This window comes from Vibrio sp. VP6 (assembly GCF_028823755.1).
Taxonomy (GTDB): domain Bacteria; phylum Pseudomonadota; class Gammaproteobacteria; order Enterobacterales; family Vibrionaceae; genus Vibrio; species Vibrio parahaemolyticus.
Window position 1 is genome coordinate 59,404 of sequence record NZ_JAPEID010000002.1, and the last position, 16,942, is coordinate 76,345.

Consider the following 16,942-nt stretch of genomic DNA (forward strand, 5'->3'; position numbering starts at 1 on the left):
ACTAAAAATGGACACACTGTTAAAGGACTTTCCCGTTATCACAGAGATCAAAGTCGCATGGGGTGAAATGGATGCTCTGCAACACGTCAATAACGTGGTCTATTTCCGCTACTTTGAGACGGCGCGTTTAGATTACTTCAACAAAATTAATCTGCTGGTCGACCTGCAAACCTCGCAAATTGGGCCAGTACTCAGCGAGACGCAATGTCGCTACAAACTGCCTGTTACTTACCCAGACACGTTGCTGGTCGGCTCGCGCGTGATCGACATGCAAGAAGATCGCATCACTATGGAATATCAAGTATTGAGTAAAAAATGGGGCAAGATTACGACGGTCTCAACCGCGACAGGCGTGATGTTCGATTTTAAAAACAACGAGAAAGCGGCCATTCCTGACCATGTGCGCCAATCCATTCTTGAGTTAGAAAGCACGGTTGGCAGTACGCATCATTTGGAATAAATCGGCAGCGTACAGTAAAAAGTCAGCGAAGAAATAAGTACAGTTAGAAAACAAAAAGGTGGCTCATGACCACCTTTTTTGATTCGGATTTTTTAGCTGAAAGCGAAACGCTTAGCAAAACGTCTCGATATACAGCGCTTCGACTTTGTCTCGTGCCCATTGCGTTTTACGCAAAAACTTCAGAGAAGATTTGATCGACGGATCTTTCTTAAAACAGTTCACTCGAACGCGCTCATACAGGCCATTCCAACCAAAGTGTTCAACTAGTCGGGTGACGATTTTTTCTAAACTCAACCCATGCAGAGGGTTATTCGGCTGTTCGTTGCTCATGTTGTTGATCCAGTAACGATGTAAGTGGCGGGCTAATCTAACTCAAAGTGACTACTTAACCTAATGTTTTCACCTTCAAAGGCGTTTAGCTTGAATTACTTTGCTCATCTCCCCTATAGTAGCTCAAACTTCACAAACATCCTTTTCACGATGAAAGCCCTCAACGACCTCAATATTTTTGTCGAAACCGCGCGCCAAGGCAGCTTTTCAAAAGCCGCTAACAGCATGGACATGACACCTGCCGCCATTAGCGCATCGATTAAGCGTCTTGAAGGGCAAATCGGTTTCCCGCTGTTTGTGCGTTCCACCCGAAGCCTGCGTTTAACCTCAGAGGGCGAACTGTTTTTAGACAAAACCACGCAAGCGTTGGCAACATTACAAGAGGGGTTAGATCAGATCTCAAGTGCGCGTGGTGAGTTATCTGGTCAACTGCACATTACTGCGCCCTCCGATTTTGGTCGCAATATGTTGCTCGATTGGGTGGATGAGTTCATCGATCTCTACCCAAATGTTTCCATCAAACTAGAGCTGTCCGATAGCTTGACAGATATGTACACCAAGCCTGTCGATATTGCGATTCGCTACGGCGAGCCGGCCGACTCCAATCTGATCGTGTTGGCTTTGTGTGGGTCAAACGAACGGATCTTATGTGCATCGCCAGAGTACGTAGCTACACATCCAGAACTCACCTCTCCTGCCGATTTAATGCAACACAACTGCTTGTGCTACATGGTAGCGGATTCGGTCTACAACAAATGGACGCTCACGCGTGACGGCGAGAAAGAACAAGTCGTGGTCAGCGGTAACTTGATGAGCAACGATAGTGACTTGCCACATCGGTTAGCGATCAAAGGCAAAGGCATTGCGAATAAATCGTTGATGGACATCAGCCGAGACTTAATCGAGGGAAGATTGGTGCGAGTGCTACCAGAGTGGGATTGCGGCCCAGTGCCACTCTACATGGTGTGTGCCGATCGTCGCTTACTGACGCCAACGATTCGGACTTTCCGCGACTTTATCCAACAAAAATGCTGCCAACAACGCGCCAACGTGCTGGCAACCTTCTGTCATTAGGCGATAAATCGAAGAGGACGAATCTGGGTATACTCAACCCAATCGTTCTCTTCCAATGTTTCAAGAAACGTCGCCATGTGCGGGCTTTGCAAATGCTTATCCAAGGCCTCTTGCGATGCCCAAATTTCTTGGAACATAAATAAGCCTTCAACTTTCTCGTCAAGATACAACTCGTATTGGCAACAGCCTTCTTCTTGACGAGTTGGCTCTAGTAAACCAGCAAGCAAATTCGACACCTGATCCTTACTGTCTGGATAGGCTTTCACTTCTGCAACTAAGTGGATCATTGTTTTATCACTCTTTTGCGATTTATATATTGATTACAGGGTTCTACGTAACCTGCAAGTAAGCTCGAATTAGATCTCGGTGAATACGGTTTCTGCGTCCCAGCGAGACTTTGGCGTTTTCGCGTTGAAGTCATCTTCCGCGTGGTAGCCAAGCGGCACGATCACAACGCTGGTGTAACCTTTTTCACGCAAGCCAAATTCTTCATCCAGCACTTTGGGATCAAACCCTTCAATTGGCACTGCATCGATTTCTAGCGTCGAAGCACCCAGCAGCAACGTACCCACGTTGAGGTAAACTTGTTTCTCCATCCAATGATTCGCATCTTTCAGATCAAAGCGGTGCATGTTCACAAAGTAGCTACGACCACCACGCACAGCCGCTTTCGCTTCTTCGGTTGGGAATCGGCCATCTTTTTCTTCTTGCACCATTAGCGCTTCAATGTAGTCGTTGTCAATGCCTGTTTTCGCACAAAACACCAATACGTGAGAAGCGTTGAGAATCTTCGCCGCGTTAAACGCGTAATTCTCTTGCGCCGCTTTAGCGATGCGCTGTTTGCCTTCTTCTGTGCTTGCCAGAATGAAATGCCAAGGTTGAGAGTTAACACTCGATGGACTAAAACGAATCAGCTCTTTAACTGCGTCGATTTTTTCTTGAGGTAGCTTGCGCGTTGGGTCAAACACTTTCGTTGAGTAACGAGATTTTGCAGCTTGTACGATATCCATGAGGTTCTCCAATTAATGAATTTAAGCTGTGTAACAGCATAACCTCATGAGATAAAGGGAAAAACCGATTTCGATTAAAAACATTTTCAAAATAAATTTGAAAATAAAACGATAAGAAAGGCTTTGAGCGTTCTCACTGAACTTCTTCATCTTTTCAGCAATAATGCATGTTTGCTCGCAACCAAACTCAACTCATGCTGCCTCAAGATAACGTTATTGCATCCTTTCTGTGCAAAAAGCTCGGTCACAATCATCTGAGAATTGCCGGCGAATATTGGCACATTGAGAAGTTGGTTGCCTTGCAATGCATGATGTTGAAAGAAGCGCCTAACCTCCAAGAAGGGCTGCTTTGGTGGAGTAAAAGTGTTTCATTATTCGACCGCCGTTTGTACGTCACATTTCAACATGGTGATGCCCAAATCCATCTGCAAGTCGAATGCAGAACGGCCGATATGCCAAATTGGGCGGAGTCGGTGTTTGGCTTGCTCAAAATGCAATTGGAAATGCTTGAGCTAAGCGAATCAATACAGGTACAAGTTCAAGCCAGCAATCCACTCGCGGCCGATATTTTTCTAGGGGAAACGCGAGATTCTAAAACGAGTTCAAGCGTGTTTGACCTGGTGAAACATGTTTATTTGCTGCTTTCTCACCAGCCAATTGAGCAACCAGAATTACTGAGTGTTTTGAACGCCTTGTTCATCAAAAACAGCAATTACGCGCTCAAGTTAGAGCAAGCGGCAAGGCAACTGGGCGTCTCCAAACGCACCTTGCAACGTCGACTGCAAGAGAAGCAAATGAGCTACTCTCAATGCGTTGATTTCGCTAAAAGAAAGCAAGCAATCACTTTGCTTGCCGACACCCAACTCACAACGCAGCAAATCGCCTATCAACTTGGTTACGAAGAACCATCGAACTTTCACCGCACTTTTCGTCGTTGGTATCCGTTTTCCCCCATGCAGTATCGCCAACAATGTTTGGATAACCGAACTCAGCTAAATCAGCAACCGATCCGCTTGTACTACGCCAAAGCCAATACCTTCGACGATAACCACATCGACCAACCTGTCGGCAAAATCTGGATGGAAGTGGACAATATTGCGTTTGAAAAAGTGGTCTCGGTAGAATGCCGTGACCGTGATGGCGCATGGCGGCGCTACCCCGCCTTCTTCGAGCGTTTTTTAAGTCATGGCACCGAACTCTGGGCAACGACCGAACTTCCGGTTGCGCATCCCCTTACCTTTCGCCTGTGTTATGAAGTCGATGGAGAACGTTACATTGAGAACAACCACCAGCGTGATTATGTGGTTTCTAAAGGGCTTTTAATTGGCGCAGCGGAATATATTGTCCCGACTCGGCAACTTATTAACATTGGGGCGCAATATACGCTCTTTATCGAACTGGCATGCCGACTTGAAAACGTTGCGAGGATTGACTGTTACGCCGATGATGACCCCACACCTCACGCAATGCGCTTGACCCAACACTCGCTACATTATGCTTGTTGGGTGCTGCAATTATCGCTCACTCAAACTGCAAAGCAGTGCCGTTTCCGCCTTTATGATGAATCCGGCAACGAGCTCGCGAAAGAGCATTACCCGATACAATATCCTATTGTGCAACCGCTCAATTAAAACTGTCGGTCAGATCAAAATCGTCTCTTCGTGACATCATTTCACGTCTTTTTTGGCGTGAAATGACACTCTCCATTTCAAACCTTTGCTTTATCGTTTCTGCATTACTGCATAACGGAGGCAGAAACAGTGTTTGAAACTCTACGTAACCCAATGAATAAAATAAAAATACTTCCTTTAGCGATCGCTCTTGCTCTCTCTGGCTGTGGAAGCGACGAAACCACACCAATCGATACAGGCAGCCACGTGGCATCTCCTGATTGGCAAGATCAAATCATTTACTTCCTGATGATCGACCGTTTTAACGACGGCGACAGCGCTCTCAATGATCAAGGGCAAAACGAATTCGATCCGACGTCGGATAAAAAATTCAGCGGCGGCGACCTCGTTGGTGTGAGCGATAAGTTAAGCTACATCGAAGATCTCGGTGCCACATCGATCTGGATTACTCCGCCAGTTGCAAACCAATGGTGGGATGCAGAGCAAAACTACGGCGGCTACCACGGGTACTGGGCGCGCGATTTCCAAAAAGTGGATGAACACTTTGGTGACATGGAAAGCTACCAAGCGTTAGCACGCGAAGTGCATGCGCGTAACATGTTCTTAATTCAGGACATCGTGACCAACCATGTAGGCAACTTCTTTACCTACGATGATCCTTACAGTTATGATCCAAGCCTACCTTGCCAAGGCTTCCGTTTGATTAAAAATGCACTGCCCGCCGGACAAGAACTGCCGTACCCACTCAACATGAACGAGTGTAAAACAGACGGCACAGGCAGCTACCACTGGACGCCAACCATCACCGACCACAACGATCCGGTACAAGAAAAAACCTGGCAGCTCTCTGATTTGGATGACCTTAATACGTCCGATCCTGAAGTACGCGCTTATCTAAAAGAGAGCTACCGAAAATGGATTCGCGAAGTCGGCGTCGACGGATTCCGTATCGATACGGTGAAGTTTGTTGAACACGATTTCTGGAACGATTTCCTACACGCCGACGATGGTGTGATGACGCAAGCGGTTGATACCGGTCGTGACAACTTCCTCACTTTTGGTGAAGTATTCGAAACATCTACGCCTTACCACACCGAAGGCGAAGAGAAGATGCTGACTTACATCGGTGAAAGTGGCTCGCCGAAACAGCTAACCTCGGTACTGAACTTCCCATTGCAAGCGACCATGACGCGCGTATTTGCATCAGGGCAACCGACCGACTATTTGCGTTTCCGTCTTGAGAAAATGATGGAGATGTTCCCGAATCCATACATCATGCCGAACTTCATTGATAATCACGACATGCCGCGCTTTCTGTCGCAAGGTAGCGTGAATGACATGAAACAAGCACTGATCACCATGATGAGCGTACCGGGTATTCCTGTGATTTACCAAGGTACAGAGCAAGCAATGTCAGCAGCGCGCGATGCGATGTTCGCCGGAGGGTATCGTGAAGATGGCAACTACGTAGACTCATTCGACCAAAACAGTGAGATGTACTTGTTTATTCAAGAACTTGCCAAGCTACGCACTGAAAACAAAGTCATGACACGCGGCGAAATGAAAGTAATTGGCAGCGATAAAGCGGGCGCGGGCGTCTTCGCCTTTACCCGAACGTTGGATAACGACGAAGTCTTGGTGGTCATGAACACATCCAACTCGCCGATGTTGATGAACCAACTCGATGTAGAGCAAGCGGGCGGTACCGTCTTCAAACAGCAAATCATGTCGAACTGGGCAGACGCTCCAGAACAGTTAGTCGCAGATGAAAATGGTCACGTAACCCTTGAGTTGCCAGCCAAGTCAGCAGTGATTTACTCAAAAACAAGCAGCAACCAATCTGTAAATACCCCAGACCTCAACATCCAACTGGCGCAGGATTGGGAAGGAAAAACCATCACTGGTGATATTGTTATCGCGGGTAGTGCGAACGCCAACGAGAAGTTGAACCTTGTCGTCGACGGGAACTTGGAAACAGCGCAAACCATTACTGTAGGTGCTGATGGTCAGTTCAGCGTCACGCTGTCGACCCGTCACTTTGCGATTGGCGAACAGCAACACCGCTTCGCGATTTATTCTACTGAGAAAAAAGCTGGCATTGAAGATGTTAACTTTGTGTCGGACTTAAGCTGGTCGAACACGCCAGACGACACTATTGATGACGCGGGTGATGCGCAAGATGGCATGGGCGGTCCTAACGGTAACTATTCGCTACCAACGGATCCAACATTCGATAAAAACAATAGCCAACTCGCAATCAACAAAGCTGAGGTATTTACCGTTGGCAGTAACGTACGTTTGACCTTCACCATGGACAAGATCACCGACACTTGGTTACCACCAAACGGCTTCGACCACGTAGGTTTCACCATCTTCATTGATTTACCGGAAGAAGCCGCAACCAACTTGTCTGAGCTACCGAAGATCAACGCTTCTATGCCAAGCGGAACCTGGAGTCGCAATGCGGTTGTTTTTGGCTGGCAAAGCTCTATTTACAACACCAAAAGAGCAAATGCGACGACATGGGGAGAAGCCGTAACGCCAGCACCAACAGTGACAGTAGACAAAGCCAACAACACCATTTCAATGGACTTTGCTAGCGATGCACTAGGCCGCCCAGATTCGCTCGATGGTATCCGTTTCTATGTCACGACTTGGGACTTAGACGGTCTTTCAGCAACTTACCGTCCGCTAGAGCAAGACAAAGGCCCTTGGAACTTCTCCGGTGGCGCATCGGATGAAAGTAAGATTTGGGACGATTTACCAATCATCACCTTGTCGGAATAAACGGTTAAATAAAACACCGCCCAGCGTTTAGCTGGGCGGTCATCAACAAAAAAGCTCGTTTTTATTCTAGTTAAAGAACGATTTCACCCACAGGCCGGTCATCAACAAAAAAGCTCGTTTTTATTCTAGTTAAAGAACGATTTCACCCACAGCACCAGACTGTCCCAAAGCTGAGCGAACCACGAGCCCTCTTCTACCGCTTGGCTGCTGACCAAGGGATAACTCGCCACGGTACTGTCATCGCTTTTCCAAACGACCTTACCAATCTCATCTCCTTGCGCGATCGGCGCAATCAACGGTTCATTTAACACCACACTCTTATCAAGCCCAGCCGTCATTGAACGAGGCAGAGTGAGATAGGCATCTTTAGCGAAGATCGCTTCGACTTGATTGGCATTTCCCTTCCAAACGCGAACTTTAGACTCAACTTGGCCCTGCTTAGCAACTTGCTTGGTGTCATAAAAACGAAAACCATAGCTGAGTAGATTCTTCGATTGGCTGATCCGAGCCTGTTTACTCGGCGTGCCCATCACCACCGAGATAAGGCGCATTCTTCCTTCTTTGGCCGAGCTCACTAAGCTGTATCCCGCATTGCTGGTGTAGCCGGTTTTTCCCCCGTCGACATCAATGGAATTGTCCCACAGCAATTTATTGCGGTTGTACTGTGTAATGTCGTTCCACTTGAAGACTTTCTCGCTGTATAGCGCATACACATCAGGAACATCGCTGATGATCGACTGCATGAGTTTTGCCATATCGGTTGGTGAGGTTTGGATGCCATCACTATCAAGACCATGGGAGTTCACAAAATAGGTATCTTGCAGTCCTAATTTCTCCGCCCAACCATTCATCAAGGCGACAAAGCCGCGTTCACTACCTGCAACGTGCTCAGCCAGTGCAACGCACGCGTCATTTCCTGATTGGATGATCACGCCGCGCATTAAGTTCGCAACACTAATTTCATCTTTCGGTTTGATGAACATTTTAGAAGAACCGGGAAACTTGGCCGACCACGCGTTTTCACTCACGGTGACAACATCATCCCATTTCAAACGCCCCGCTTTGATTTCTTGTCCAACTACATAAGCGGTCATCAACTTGGTTAAACTCGCCGGAGCAAGGCCTGCTCGCCCGTTATACTCGGCAATAATGGCACCGGATTGAAAGTCCATTAATACGTAGCCTTTTGCCTGTAACTGAGGTGGGTTGGGCGTAACAACGGCAAAAGTAGGTACGCTTATTAAACAAGTCACAATTGTCCATCGAGCCAGTGACACTTTCATCCGACTTCCTCCATGCTCTTACTTTGTCGCAACTCTATTGAGCATAGCTCACTCAACCAGTTGCACCAGTCGCTAATCGTTTCATTTTCTTGAACTTACATTGATTTGACCAAGGTATAGAACTGAAGAGGCGATTGGGAAATAGCATTGGTTCTTCATGCTATTCGCAGTAAAGTAGCGCTACCCCTCAATAAGGAAATAAAGATAACAATGAACGCTCAATCATTTATCGACGCAGGATTGCATTACACTCCCCACAGTTTTACCGTTCCTCTGGATTACCAAGACGCGAGCAAAGGCACCATTGAAATCTTCGCCCGTGCGGTTTGCCTAGTCGGCGATGAAGAATCGACCAAACCTTGGTTGGTTTACTTTCAGGGCGGGCCGGGCTTTCCCTCTCCGCGTCAAAACGGCAATAGCGGCTGGGTAAAGCGCGCGCTGCAAGAGTACCGAGTTTTGCTCCTCGACCAGCGCGGTACGGGCAATAGTTCGGTGATTAATCATCAGACTCTGGCTCATTTCACACCGCAGCAACAAGCAGACTACTTGAGCCACTTCCGCGCAGACAACATTGTTCGTGATGCGGAATACATTCGTGAGCAATTTGGCGTCGAAAAATGGGCGATCTTAGGTCAAAGCTTTGGTGGGTTTTGCTCCCTCACCTATTTGTCTTTGTTCCCAGACAGCTTGTTACAAAGCTACATTACAGGTGGCGTGCCATCAGTCTCGCGTCATGCCGACGATGTGTATGAAGCCACCTTCAAACGCACCATGGAGAAAAACCAAGCGTTCTTCCAACAATTTCCAAGTGCGCAACAACTTTGCCAAAACATTGCGAATCACTTGCTGGAAAATGAAGAGTACCTACCAAATGGTCAACGCTTCACGGTGGAACAATTTCAACAAATCGGCATCAATTTTGGTGTGAGTGATACTTTCTTGCCAACTTACTATTGGCTAGAAAGCGCGTTGATTGAAGTGAACGGCAAACCACAACTTCGCTATGAGTTCTTGAACGATATGTTGGCGCAGCAAAACTTCCAAACCAACCCGATCTACGCCATTTTGCATGAATCGATTTACTGCCAAGGCTTTGCGTCGAGTTGGAGTGCGCACCGTGTTCGCCAAACCCGAACAGAGTTTAATTATGAACCTGGCCAGCCGTTTTACTTTACGGGGGAAATGGTCTTCCCGTGGATGTTCGACCAATACGTCAACCTCAAGCCACTAAAAGACGCCGCAGAAATATTGGCCGCGAAAGAAGATTGGGCTGCGCTGTACGATCAAACTCAACTGGCTCAAAATAAAGTGCCTGTCAGTTGCGCCGTTTACGCCGATGATATGTTTGTTGAAATGGATATCAGCCGAGAGACGCTCGCGTTAATCCCAAATTCAAAAGCGTGGATCACCAACGAGTACGAGCACAACGGTTTGCGTGCCGACGGTGAACGCATTCTCGACAGGCTCATTGCCATGGGTAAACAGACCGCAGCTGCGTTGAAATAAGCACGGCAGACGTTAGAAAAACGCCTTTTTAGTATTTGATGAAAAGGCGTTTATAGCGGTTTATGAACTATGGCGATCAGTCGTTCACTCTTTTGCTCATCATTTTGGTCATCACGCGATAACCCATCTTATGATAGAAATCTTCGCCTTCATGATTAAACGATGCGACGGTTAAACCAATTTCTTCAATACCTTGATTGCACAAATCACTTTCGATTTTGTCCATGAGCGACAAGCCTATTCCTAAGTTGCGGTGACTTTCCGAGACCACCAACTCGTTAACGAAGCCAACGCGCTTTGCAACAGAAACCATCGAGTCAATATCTCGAACGGTACCAGAGATAAATCCAACGACTTGTCGATGTGAGCAAGCGATAAAGGCGATCATGCTGTCATCGAAATATTTGTCAAAGACGCCACGTTCTTCCCTTAGCTGCGCCATTTCCTCGGGTGATCGGTAGAAGTTAGGCTCGGCTTCATAGTGAGAGGTATCGAGCTCTACCAATAATCCTTTGAGTAAAGGGATATCTTCTTCTCTCAGCCTTCTGATGTGAAACTGCTGCATGTCCTTTTCCTGCTAACTGATGGTTTTATTGTCATTTTGGCTTTCGCTCATCACCTATTTAGGTAGAAATATAAAGCCTAGCCACAGTACAAATTTCAACCAACCATGTCGAGTTTGATTTCCCTTTCCTCCTTTTGTTTTTGCCAAGAGTTTGAACACATACCGGATTTGTCTCGCTGCCGAGCGATTAGCCATCCAGCATCGTCTCTCTTCGGACAAGAATATCCGTAAATTTTGTCCGTATTTCCGACTAATTTACTCAGGTATACTCCGAGCCGCTAAAATTTAAAGGTCATCGACCACCTGTTTTTATAAAGGAAATCTCATGAGTCAGTATGTAGTCTGTGCGCTGTACAAGTTTGTGGAGCTGAATAACTATCAAGAGCTACGCGAGCCATTACTTGCGTTGATGGAAAAACACCATATTCGCGGCACGTTACTGCTGGCTGGGGAAGGTATCAATGGTACGGTCGCCTCTGACCGCGCGGGTATTGATACGCTGCTTGAGTGGCTAAATACTGAGCCTCGTTTAACGGGCACGGTCTACAAAGAATCTTACTCTGAAACGCAACCATTCAACCGCACCAAAGTGAAGCTGAAAAAAGAGATCGTGACATTGGGTGTTGAAGGCATCGACCCTCGCCATGTGGTGGGTACGTATGTGAAACCTCAAGATTGGAACGATTTGATCGCCGATCCAGAAGTGTTTGTGGTGGATACTCGCAACGATTACGAAATCGAAATCGGCACCTTCAAAGGGGCTGTAAACCCAAATACTGAAACGTTCCGAGAGTTCCCAGACTATGTGAAAGAAAACATGGATCCGGAAAAACACAAGAAAGTTGCGATGTTCTGTACAGGTGGTATCCGATGTGAGAAATCAACCGCTTACATGAAAGAGCAAGGCTTTGAGGAAGTTTACCACCTAGAAGGCGGCATTCTTAAATACCTTGAAGAAGTTCCACAAGAAGAGAGCATGTGGGAAGGCGATTGTTACGTGTTTGACGGTCGTGTGGCTGTCAACCACCAGCTTGAGAAAGCCGATTACGATTTGTGCAACGCTTGTCGATTACCGATCACAGAAGAAGACAAGCAGTCTGAATTGTTTGAGCAAGGCGTGAGCTGCCCGAAATGTCACGGCAAACATTCAGAAGAGCAAGTTGCGCGATTCCGCGAGCGCGAAAAGCAAGTTTCATTAGCCGATCAACGAGGCGAGCAGCACGTTGGTGGTGAAAGTGCTAAGCAACGTGCGCAGCGACGCGAAGCAAAGCTAGCGAAAAAAGCAGCTCAACGTAAACAAGCTTAAGTGACTCAATAGGCTTTCGGCGGGCCGTAACCCATACGGCTCGCCCTCTTTTTTTACAATCACTATTTATTCACTCCCCCACTAAGATTCAAGCAAAACATTTACGTTTCAAATCGAACTCGACAACAGTAAACACACCTAAAAAACCTCACCAAGAGCACAGTCACACTTAGCCCTGAGCACTCCCCCTCATCAGTGTTAGCAGCAAAAAAACTCAAAAATCATACCAATAGAATGCCCAGAATTTCATTCACAAAATCAATCAAAAACACCTAAAAATAAATATTTTCAAATAGTTAAATTACACACAATTACAAAGGTCATTCGTTTATTTAGCAAATAGATATTAAATTGCGAGAACGATTCCACAAGGAGATGAATTATTTTTATTTGCGCAGATTCATACGCTACATTCCGAGTGCTCAATCACATTTCGGCAAACCATTCGAAAGGATGGGACGCAAAGCTTCCGGTCTTCCAGCACTGCTTAACTAGTCAACATTAGTGCTTAAGATAGCGGGGTTGCCACTTTCTATCTGTATCTAATGAGTTCCAATCAGATGCGGACGAGAGTGCTCTGCATGCGCCGAGTTGTGGCATTCATTTGTCAGCCAAACAAGAGGACGTGTAATGAAATCATTCCCTAATAAATCGCTCGTTGCCCTTGCTATCGCAAGCATGAGCTCTGGTGTCTTAGCACACGGTTACGTATCGGAATCCAACGATGGCGTCGCAGCAAGTCGTGCAGCGCTGTGTAAGTACCCAACATCGGATACCAATGAAAGAAACACTAACTGTGGCGCAATTCAATATGAACCACAAAGCGTCGAAGGCCCAGATGGCTTCCCAGAGACAGGCCCTCGCGACGGTAAAATTGCCAGTGCAGAAACGGCTCTAGCAGCTGCACTAGACGAACAAACCGCCGACCGCTGGGTAAAACGTCCGATAAAATCTGGTACACAAACGTTTGAATGGACTTTTACAGCAAACCACGTGACTCGTGATTGGAAATACTACATCACAAAACCGAATTGGAACCCGAACGCTTCATTGTCACGCGACTCGTTCGATCTCAACCCTTTCTGTGTAGTTGAAGGCAATATGGTTCAACCACCAAAACAGATGAGCCACCAATGTAACGTGCCTGAACGCGAAGGGTACCATGTCATCCTTGCGGTATGGGATGTGGGTGATACCGCTGCATCATTCTACAACGTTATCGATGTCAAATTTGATGGTAACGCCCCTGTGATTCCTGAGTGGACTCAAGGTGGCCAAATCATCCCTACTATGAATCTAAAGGTTGGCGATTCGGTTTACACTCGCGTGTTTGATCAATCTGGTGAGAACGTTGCATACCGCACTGAACTAGCAATTAGTAACGACGCACTCACTCAAGCGAAAAACTGGTCTTACGCCTTGGCGAGTAAAATCAACCAAGAGCAAACTAAGCTTCAAGCTGGTCAATATTCGGAAGACAAGTTCACGCCAGTGTACGGCACGAACCCAATTTACCTGCAATCAAACAGTGGCCTTGAACGTGTTGAAATTGGCTACAATATTGAAACGCCAGTACCTGACTATTCACTGACGGTTGATGGTCTTGCCAGTGAGTACATAATTGCTACAGAGCCAACCTCTTTAGACCTCACTCTTACCGCAGAGGGCGACTTAACCGCCGAGTTAACGGTTTACAATCATCATCGCGAACCACTAGCAAGTTGGACGGGTTCCATTCAAGATGGTGCAAGCGAACAAGTAGAACTCACGCTGAGCAAATCAGAACCGGGGCACCACATGTTAGTGACCCGCATTAAAGATACCGATGGCAACCTTGTCGATCAGCAAACGCTGGATTTCCATCTAAAAAGTGAGGAAGTCACCCCACCACCATCAGGCGAATACGACTTTGTATTCCCAGAGGGGCTTTCTAGCTACACAGCAGGTACAAAAGTGTTGGCAAGCGACGGCGCGATTTATCAATGTAAACCATTCCCTTACTCTGGCTACTGCGTACAGTGGAGTGAGAGTGCAACACAATTTGAGCCAGCGACAGGCTCACACTGGGAAATGGCTTGGGATAAACTGAACTAATCTCGCAGACGATAGACGTAAAGAACCCCGAAAATCGCGGGGTTCTTTTTACTTTATCAATAACTGCGAGTTAAAGACAAAAGTGGCAGTTTTCTCGACTTAAACCATAACCACCAGACAGATTGGTGATATGAGTTCTGCCTTCTTGAAGCCCCATTTCATACCCTTCGAGTAGAACGGATTGGCGCATCGACAAGCGTTGCACATGAAATTCATCCGGCGGTGCAATCACTCTCACGCGGGTTCCTTGTGGTGGATTGCGGATAAATTCCAAGGACTCATTGTAGTTCTCTGAACGATGCAACATCGCTTCTGCCATTTTAGGATGTTCAGCAAACAACTTGTTCATTAACCAAGTATTTTTTACTGGTTTTTTGGAGTAATTCAGCGGGTGCGATAGCACAACCGTGATGTCTCGCGCTCCTCTTCGGTAAGCTTCTCGAACCGGAATAGAATCCGCCACACCACCATCGGTATAACAACCACCAGAAAAACACGGAGTATGTTTGTAAGCAATCGGCAATGCTGTTGTCGCTTCTATCGCATGATGGAAATTTTCTCGCGTCACTCGATAGTAGTCCGCTTTACCTGTGTCCACATTAGTGGTGGCCGCAAAAAATGGAATGCCTTCAAAAAGCTTTTTCTCATCGACGGGATACAAACGGTTGGACTCTTCAAACAGCCATTTCACATCAATCAAATCGCCACCTTTGAGGAAGCGGGTCGGGTCGAAAAAGCGCTTACTGGTCGCGAGCTTTGTAATCACATTTATACTGCGGTGCGGGTAATCGGTCAGATAACCAATCAAATTAGATGCGCCTGCCGACACACCAATCGCGAAATCAAATGGCTTATAATCTCGCTCTAGAAATGCGTCTAACACGCCACTGGCAAAGACGCCGCGCATCGCTCCACCTTCCACTACAATTGCTTTCGTTGCCATGTTTCCCCCATTAATTTCTCGGAAAAGAGTAATGAAATTCGTGCATTAGCAACAATTGGTTATTCTTATTATTGAGATAGGTGAAGTCTATGTATTTCTGCCTTAGAAAGTGAAAACTAAAGATCAAAAAATCCACACTTATGACGCAACACAAGTGTGGATTTGGGAAATATAGGAAGAGTTAGGCAAATACGGTTTTGTAGGCTTCGCCAGCACCATCGATGAACATTTGGGTGCCGATAACTGCCAAAATCAGGCCCATCATTTTTGTCACCACATTCAAAGCACTAGGCCCTACCGCTTTGACCAGTTTGTCCCCAAACAGGAACAATATGTAGGTGATGATACAAAGAACCGCAAATGAAACGATGGTAATAATGGTTTGGTCAAAACCTCCTGTGGTCGCAAAGTTCATCGCTGTCGCAATCGTACCCGGCCCCGCGAGTATTGGCATCGCCAACGGTGATACGGCAATACTCAAGGCTGCCTGTTGCTGCGCAGGCGAATACGCTTTTTCCTTGGTTTTTTGATGCGTGGAATCTCCTTGCAACATATTAAAACCAATCATGAAGACTAAGATTCCCCCAGTAATGCGCAGCGCATAAAGGGTGATACCAAAGAGGTCGAAAATCACTTTTCCTGCGATGGCAAAAATAGCCACGATGACAAAAGCAATAAACACCGAACGAAGTGCTATTGATCGAACGGTCTCTTTATCTTCATCCGCCGTGAGGCTCAAAAAGATAGGAATATTGGCAATGGGATTCATGATCGCAAAGAACCCCATGAATACTGTGACGGTATGAAGTATCAGCTCTTTCATCTTTCCAACGTAGATAAACTATTGATTCTAAAAACAGTATATACCTTCACAAACAGAATGCGCGCCGTTTCCCCAGTCTGACCTCAAACTTATGCTCTAAGGCACAGTTTTTCTTTCGCGATAGTTTACCCATTCATTAAATACCGCTAAGGTGAACGCTCAGCCTAAAAATAGAACAAAGGATGTTAAGTCATCATGAACAGTACGATCCAAACCATTCTTGGCCACCGTTCCATTCGTAAATTTACCTCACAGCCTATCGATAAAGAGCAACTAGAAACCATCCTTCAAGCGGGTCTTGCCGCATCCTCATCCAGTATGTTGCAGGTAGTATCAATTGTTAGAGTCACGGACACAGAGAAGAGATCGCAACTAGCGAAATTTGCAGGGAATCAAGCATACGTTGAAAACGCGGCAGAGTTCTTGGTGTTCTGTATCGACTACCAGCGTCACGCCAGTATTAATCCTGATGTTCAAGCCGATTTCACAGAGTTAACGCTAATAGGCGCCGTAGACTCAGGAATCATGGCTCAAAACTGCTTATTGGCAGCAGAATCTATGGGGTTGGGAGGCGTATACATTGGCGGCTTAAGAAACAATGCCCAACAAGTGGATGAGCTACTGGGGCTACCCCAGAATACCGCCATCCTATTTGGTATGTGTTTGGGCCATCCAGATCAAAACCCAGAAGTTAAACCTCGCCTACCTGCGCACGTGGTGGTGCACGAGAACCAGTACCAAGATCTCAACTTAGATGACATTCAAGCATACGACCAAACGATGCAGAACTACTATGCAAACCGCTCAAGCAATCAAAAACAAAGTACGTGGTCACAAGAAGTTACGAGCAAGTTAGCAGGTGAGTCTCGTCCGCATATTCTTCCGTATTTGAATGGGAAGGGGTTAGCAAAGAAGTGACCATGCTGAAAGACAACGAAACAAAAACGAGACATGAGTCACATTATTGATAATCCTATTTAATACAACGAGATAATTAGTCGGTAGATTTTCTTGGTTGTATTTTAGAAAGAAAACACTACATATAGAGCTAATAAACAAAATTTGAGCTAATTGAACAAGTTTTTTATCCACAATATGAAATCTTGTAAATAAAAACATAAAAATACGAT

At 46.3% G+C, this 16,942-nt stretch carries 15 protein-coding genes and 1 riboswitch; of the genes, 8 read left to right on the forward strand and 7 right to left on the reverse strand.

The window, feature by feature from the left end; translation table 11 throughout:
• Positions 1–7 precede the first annotated feature (7 nt).
• Positions 8–460: a thioesterase family protein gene (locus OU793_RS01600; protein WP_005480116.1), complete on the forward strand. Its 453-nt coding sequence runs from the start codon at positions 8–10 to the stop codon at positions 458–460.
• Between the two features lie 111 nt (positions 461–571).
• Here the strand turns inward: OU793_RS01600 and OU793_RS01605 are convergent, their stop codons facing one another.
• Positions 572–790, reverse strand: a complete 219-nt coding sequence (locus tag OU793_RS01605) for a VF530 family DNA-binding protein (RefSeq protein ID WP_005396617.1) — start codon at positions 788–790, stop codon at positions 572–574.
• Positions 791–940: 150 nt separating this feature from the next.
• Here OU793_RS01605 and OU793_RS01610 point away from each other — a divergent pair, with 150 nt between their 5' ends.
• Positions 941–1,864, forward strand: coding sequence for a LysR family transcriptional regulator (locus OU793_RS01610; protein ID WP_140103471.1), 924 nt, complete (start codon positions 941–943; stop codon positions 1,862–1,864).
• On the opposite strand, the gene OU793_RS01615 is transcribed toward OU793_RS01610, so the two are convergent.
• Together OU793_RS01615 and OU793_RS01620 are read right to left on the reverse strand one after the other, a co-directional pair.
• Positions 1,861–2,151 carry a putative quinol monooxygenase gene (locus tag OU793_RS01615; protein ID WP_025541531.1) on the reverse strand — a complete coding sequence of 97 codons (291 nt, stop codon included), beginning with the start codon at positions 2,149–2,151 and terminating at the stop codon, positions 1,861–1,863. The genes OU793_RS01610 and OU793_RS01615 overlap by 4 nt on opposite strands.
• Before the next feature lie 69 nt (positions 2,152–2,220).
• Positions 2,221–2,874, reverse strand: coding sequence for an oxygen-insensitive NAD(P)H-dependent nitroreductase NfsB (locus tag OU793_RS01620; RefSeq protein ID WP_005374924.1), 654 nt, complete (start codon positions 2,872–2,874; stop codon positions 2,221–2,223).
• Between the two features lie 167 nt (positions 2,875–3,041).
• Here OU793_RS01620 and OU793_RS01625 point away from each other — a divergent pair, with 167 nt between their 5' ends.
• A complete protein-coding gene (locus OU793_RS01625) occupies positions 3,042–4,505 on the forward strand; it encodes an AraC family transcriptional regulator (RefSeq protein ID WP_180793886.1) in 1,464 nt (487 codons plus the stop codon).
• A gap of 129 nt (positions 4,506–4,634) precedes the next feature.
• The gene (locus OU793_RS01630) at positions 4,635–7,292 is read left to right on the forward strand and encodes an alpha-amylase family glycosyl hydrolase (protein ID WP_180793885.1); all 2,658 of its coding nucleotides are present in this window, start codon (positions 4,635–4,637) and stop codon (positions 7,290–7,292) included.
• Between the two features lie 125 nt (positions 7,293–7,417).
• Here the strand turns inward: OU793_RS01630 and OU793_RS01635 are convergent, their stop codons facing one another.
• Positions 7,418–8,575, reverse strand: a complete 1,158-nt coding sequence (locus OU793_RS01635) for a D-alanyl-D-alanine carboxypeptidase family protein (RefSeq protein WP_140103463.1) — start codon at positions 8,573–8,575, stop codon at positions 7,418–7,420.
• Between the two features lie 210 nt (positions 8,576–8,785).
• Between OU793_RS01635 and OU793_RS01640 the strand changes: the two genes are divergently transcribed.
• Positions 8,786–10,081: an alpha/beta fold hydrolase gene (locus OU793_RS01640; protein WP_140103462.1), complete on the forward strand. Its 1,296-nt coding sequence runs from the start codon at positions 8,786–8,788 to the stop codon at positions 10,079–10,081.
• 76 nt (positions 10,082–10,157) lie between these two features.
• Here the strand turns inward: OU793_RS01640 and OU793_RS01645 are convergent, their stop codons facing one another.
• On the reverse strand, positions 10,158–10,646 hold the full coding sequence (locus tag OU793_RS01645; protein WP_025509297.1) for a GNAT family N-acetyltransferase: 489 nt from the start codon (positions 10,644–10,646) through the stop codon (positions 10,158–10,160).
• A 325-nt stretch (positions 10,647–10,971) separates the two neighbouring features.
• Here OU793_RS01645 and OU793_RS01650 point away from each other — a divergent pair, with 325 nt between their 5' ends.
• Positions 10,972–11,952: a rhodanese-related sulfurtransferase gene (locus tag OU793_RS01650; RefSeq protein ID WP_020838242.1), complete on the forward strand. Its 981-nt coding sequence runs from the start codon at positions 10,972–10,974 to the stop codon at positions 11,950–11,952.
• A 425-nt stretch (positions 11,953–12,377) separates the two neighbouring features.
• Positions 12,378–12,482: riboswitch (cyclic di-GMP riboswitch) on the forward strand.
• A gap of 100 nt (positions 12,483–12,582) precedes the next feature.
• The gene (gene gbpA / locus OU793_RS01655; RefSeq protein ID WP_140103460.1) at positions 12,583–14,046 is read left to right on the forward strand and encodes an N-acetylglucosamine-binding protein GbpA; all 1,464 of its coding nucleotides are present in this window, start codon (positions 12,583–12,585) and stop codon (positions 14,044–14,046) included.
• Between the two features lie 70 nt (positions 14,047–14,116).
• Here gbpA and OU793_RS01660 read toward each other — a convergent pair whose 3' ends face one another.
• Both OU793_RS01660 and OU793_RS01665 read right to left on the reverse strand, forming a co-directional pair.
• Positions 14,117–14,989 (reverse strand): patatin family protein, encoded by an 873-nt coding sequence (locus OU793_RS01660; protein ID WP_005458402.1) that lies wholly within the window; start codon positions 14,987–14,989, stop codon positions 14,117–14,119.
• Positions 14,990–15,170: 181 nt separating this feature from the next.
• On the reverse strand, positions 15,171–15,812 hold the full coding sequence (locus OU793_RS01665; protein WP_005458325.1) for a MarC family protein: 642 nt from the start codon (positions 15,810–15,812) through the stop codon (positions 15,171–15,173).
• Positions 15,813–16,007: 195 nt separating this feature from the next.
• Here OU793_RS01665 and nfsA point away from each other — a divergent pair, with 195 nt between their 5' ends.
• A complete protein-coding gene (nfsA, locus tag OU793_RS01670) occupies positions 16,008–16,730 on the forward strand; it encodes an oxygen-insensitive NADPH nitroreductase (protein ID WP_025592495.1) in 723 nt (240 codons plus the stop codon).
• The last annotated feature ends 212 nt before the right edge of the window (positions 16,731–16,942 follow it).

Bases quoted from the DNA above. Each gene is read 5' to 3' on its own strand.
- OU793_RS01600 (WP_005480116.1), top strand. From the start codon at position 8: ATGGACACACTGTTAAAGGACTTTCCCGTTATCACAGAGATCAAAGTC.
- OU793_RS01605 (WP_005396617.1), bottom strand. From the start codon at position 790: ATGAGCAACGAACAGCCGAATAACCCTCTGCATGGGTTGAGTTTAGAA.
- OU793_RS01610 (WP_140103471.1), top strand. From the start codon at position 941: ATGAAAGCCCTCAACGACCTCAATATTTTTGTCGAAACCGCGCGCCAA.
- OU793_RS01615 (WP_025541531.1), bottom strand. From the start codon at position 2,151: ATGATCCACTTAGTTGCAGAAGTGAAAGCCTATCCAGACAGTAAGGAT.
- OU793_RS01620 (WP_005374924.1), bottom strand. From the start codon at position 2,874: ATGGATATCGTACAAGCTGCAAAATCTCGTTACTCAACGAAAGTGTTT.
- OU793_RS01625 (WP_180793886.1), top strand. From the start codon at position 3,042: ATGTTTGCTCGCAACCAAACTCAACTCATGCTGCCTCAAGATAACGTT.
- OU793_RS01635 (WP_140103463.1), bottom strand. From the start codon at position 8,575: ATGAAAGTGTCACTGGCTCGATGGACAATTGTGACTTGTTTAATAAGC.
- OU793_RS01640 (WP_140103462.1), top strand. From the start codon at position 8,786: ATGAACGCTCAATCATTTATCGACGCAGGATTGCATTACACTCCCCAC.
- OU793_RS01645 (WP_025509297.1), bottom strand. From the start codon at position 10,646: ATGCAGCAGTTTCACATCAGAAGGCTGAGAGAAGAAGATATCCCTTTA.
- OU793_RS01650 (WP_020838242.1), top strand. From the start codon at position 10,972: ATGAGTCAGTATGTAGTCTGTGCGCTGTACAAGTTTGTGGAGCTGAAT.
- gbpA (WP_140103460.1), top strand. From the start codon at position 12,583: ATGAAATCATTCCCTAATAAATCGCTCGTTGCCCTTGCTATCGCAAGC.
- OU793_RS01660 (WP_005458402.1), bottom strand. From the start codon at position 14,989: ATGGCAACGAAAGCAATTGTAGTGGAAGGTGGAGCGATGCGCGGCGTC.
- OU793_RS01665 (WP_005458325.1), bottom strand. From the start codon at position 15,812: ATGAAAGAGCTGATACTTCATACCGTCACAGTATTCATGGGGTTCTTT.
- nfsA (WP_025592495.1), top strand. From the start codon at position 16,008: ATGAACAGTACGATCCAAACCATTCTTGGCCACCGTTCCATTCGTAAA.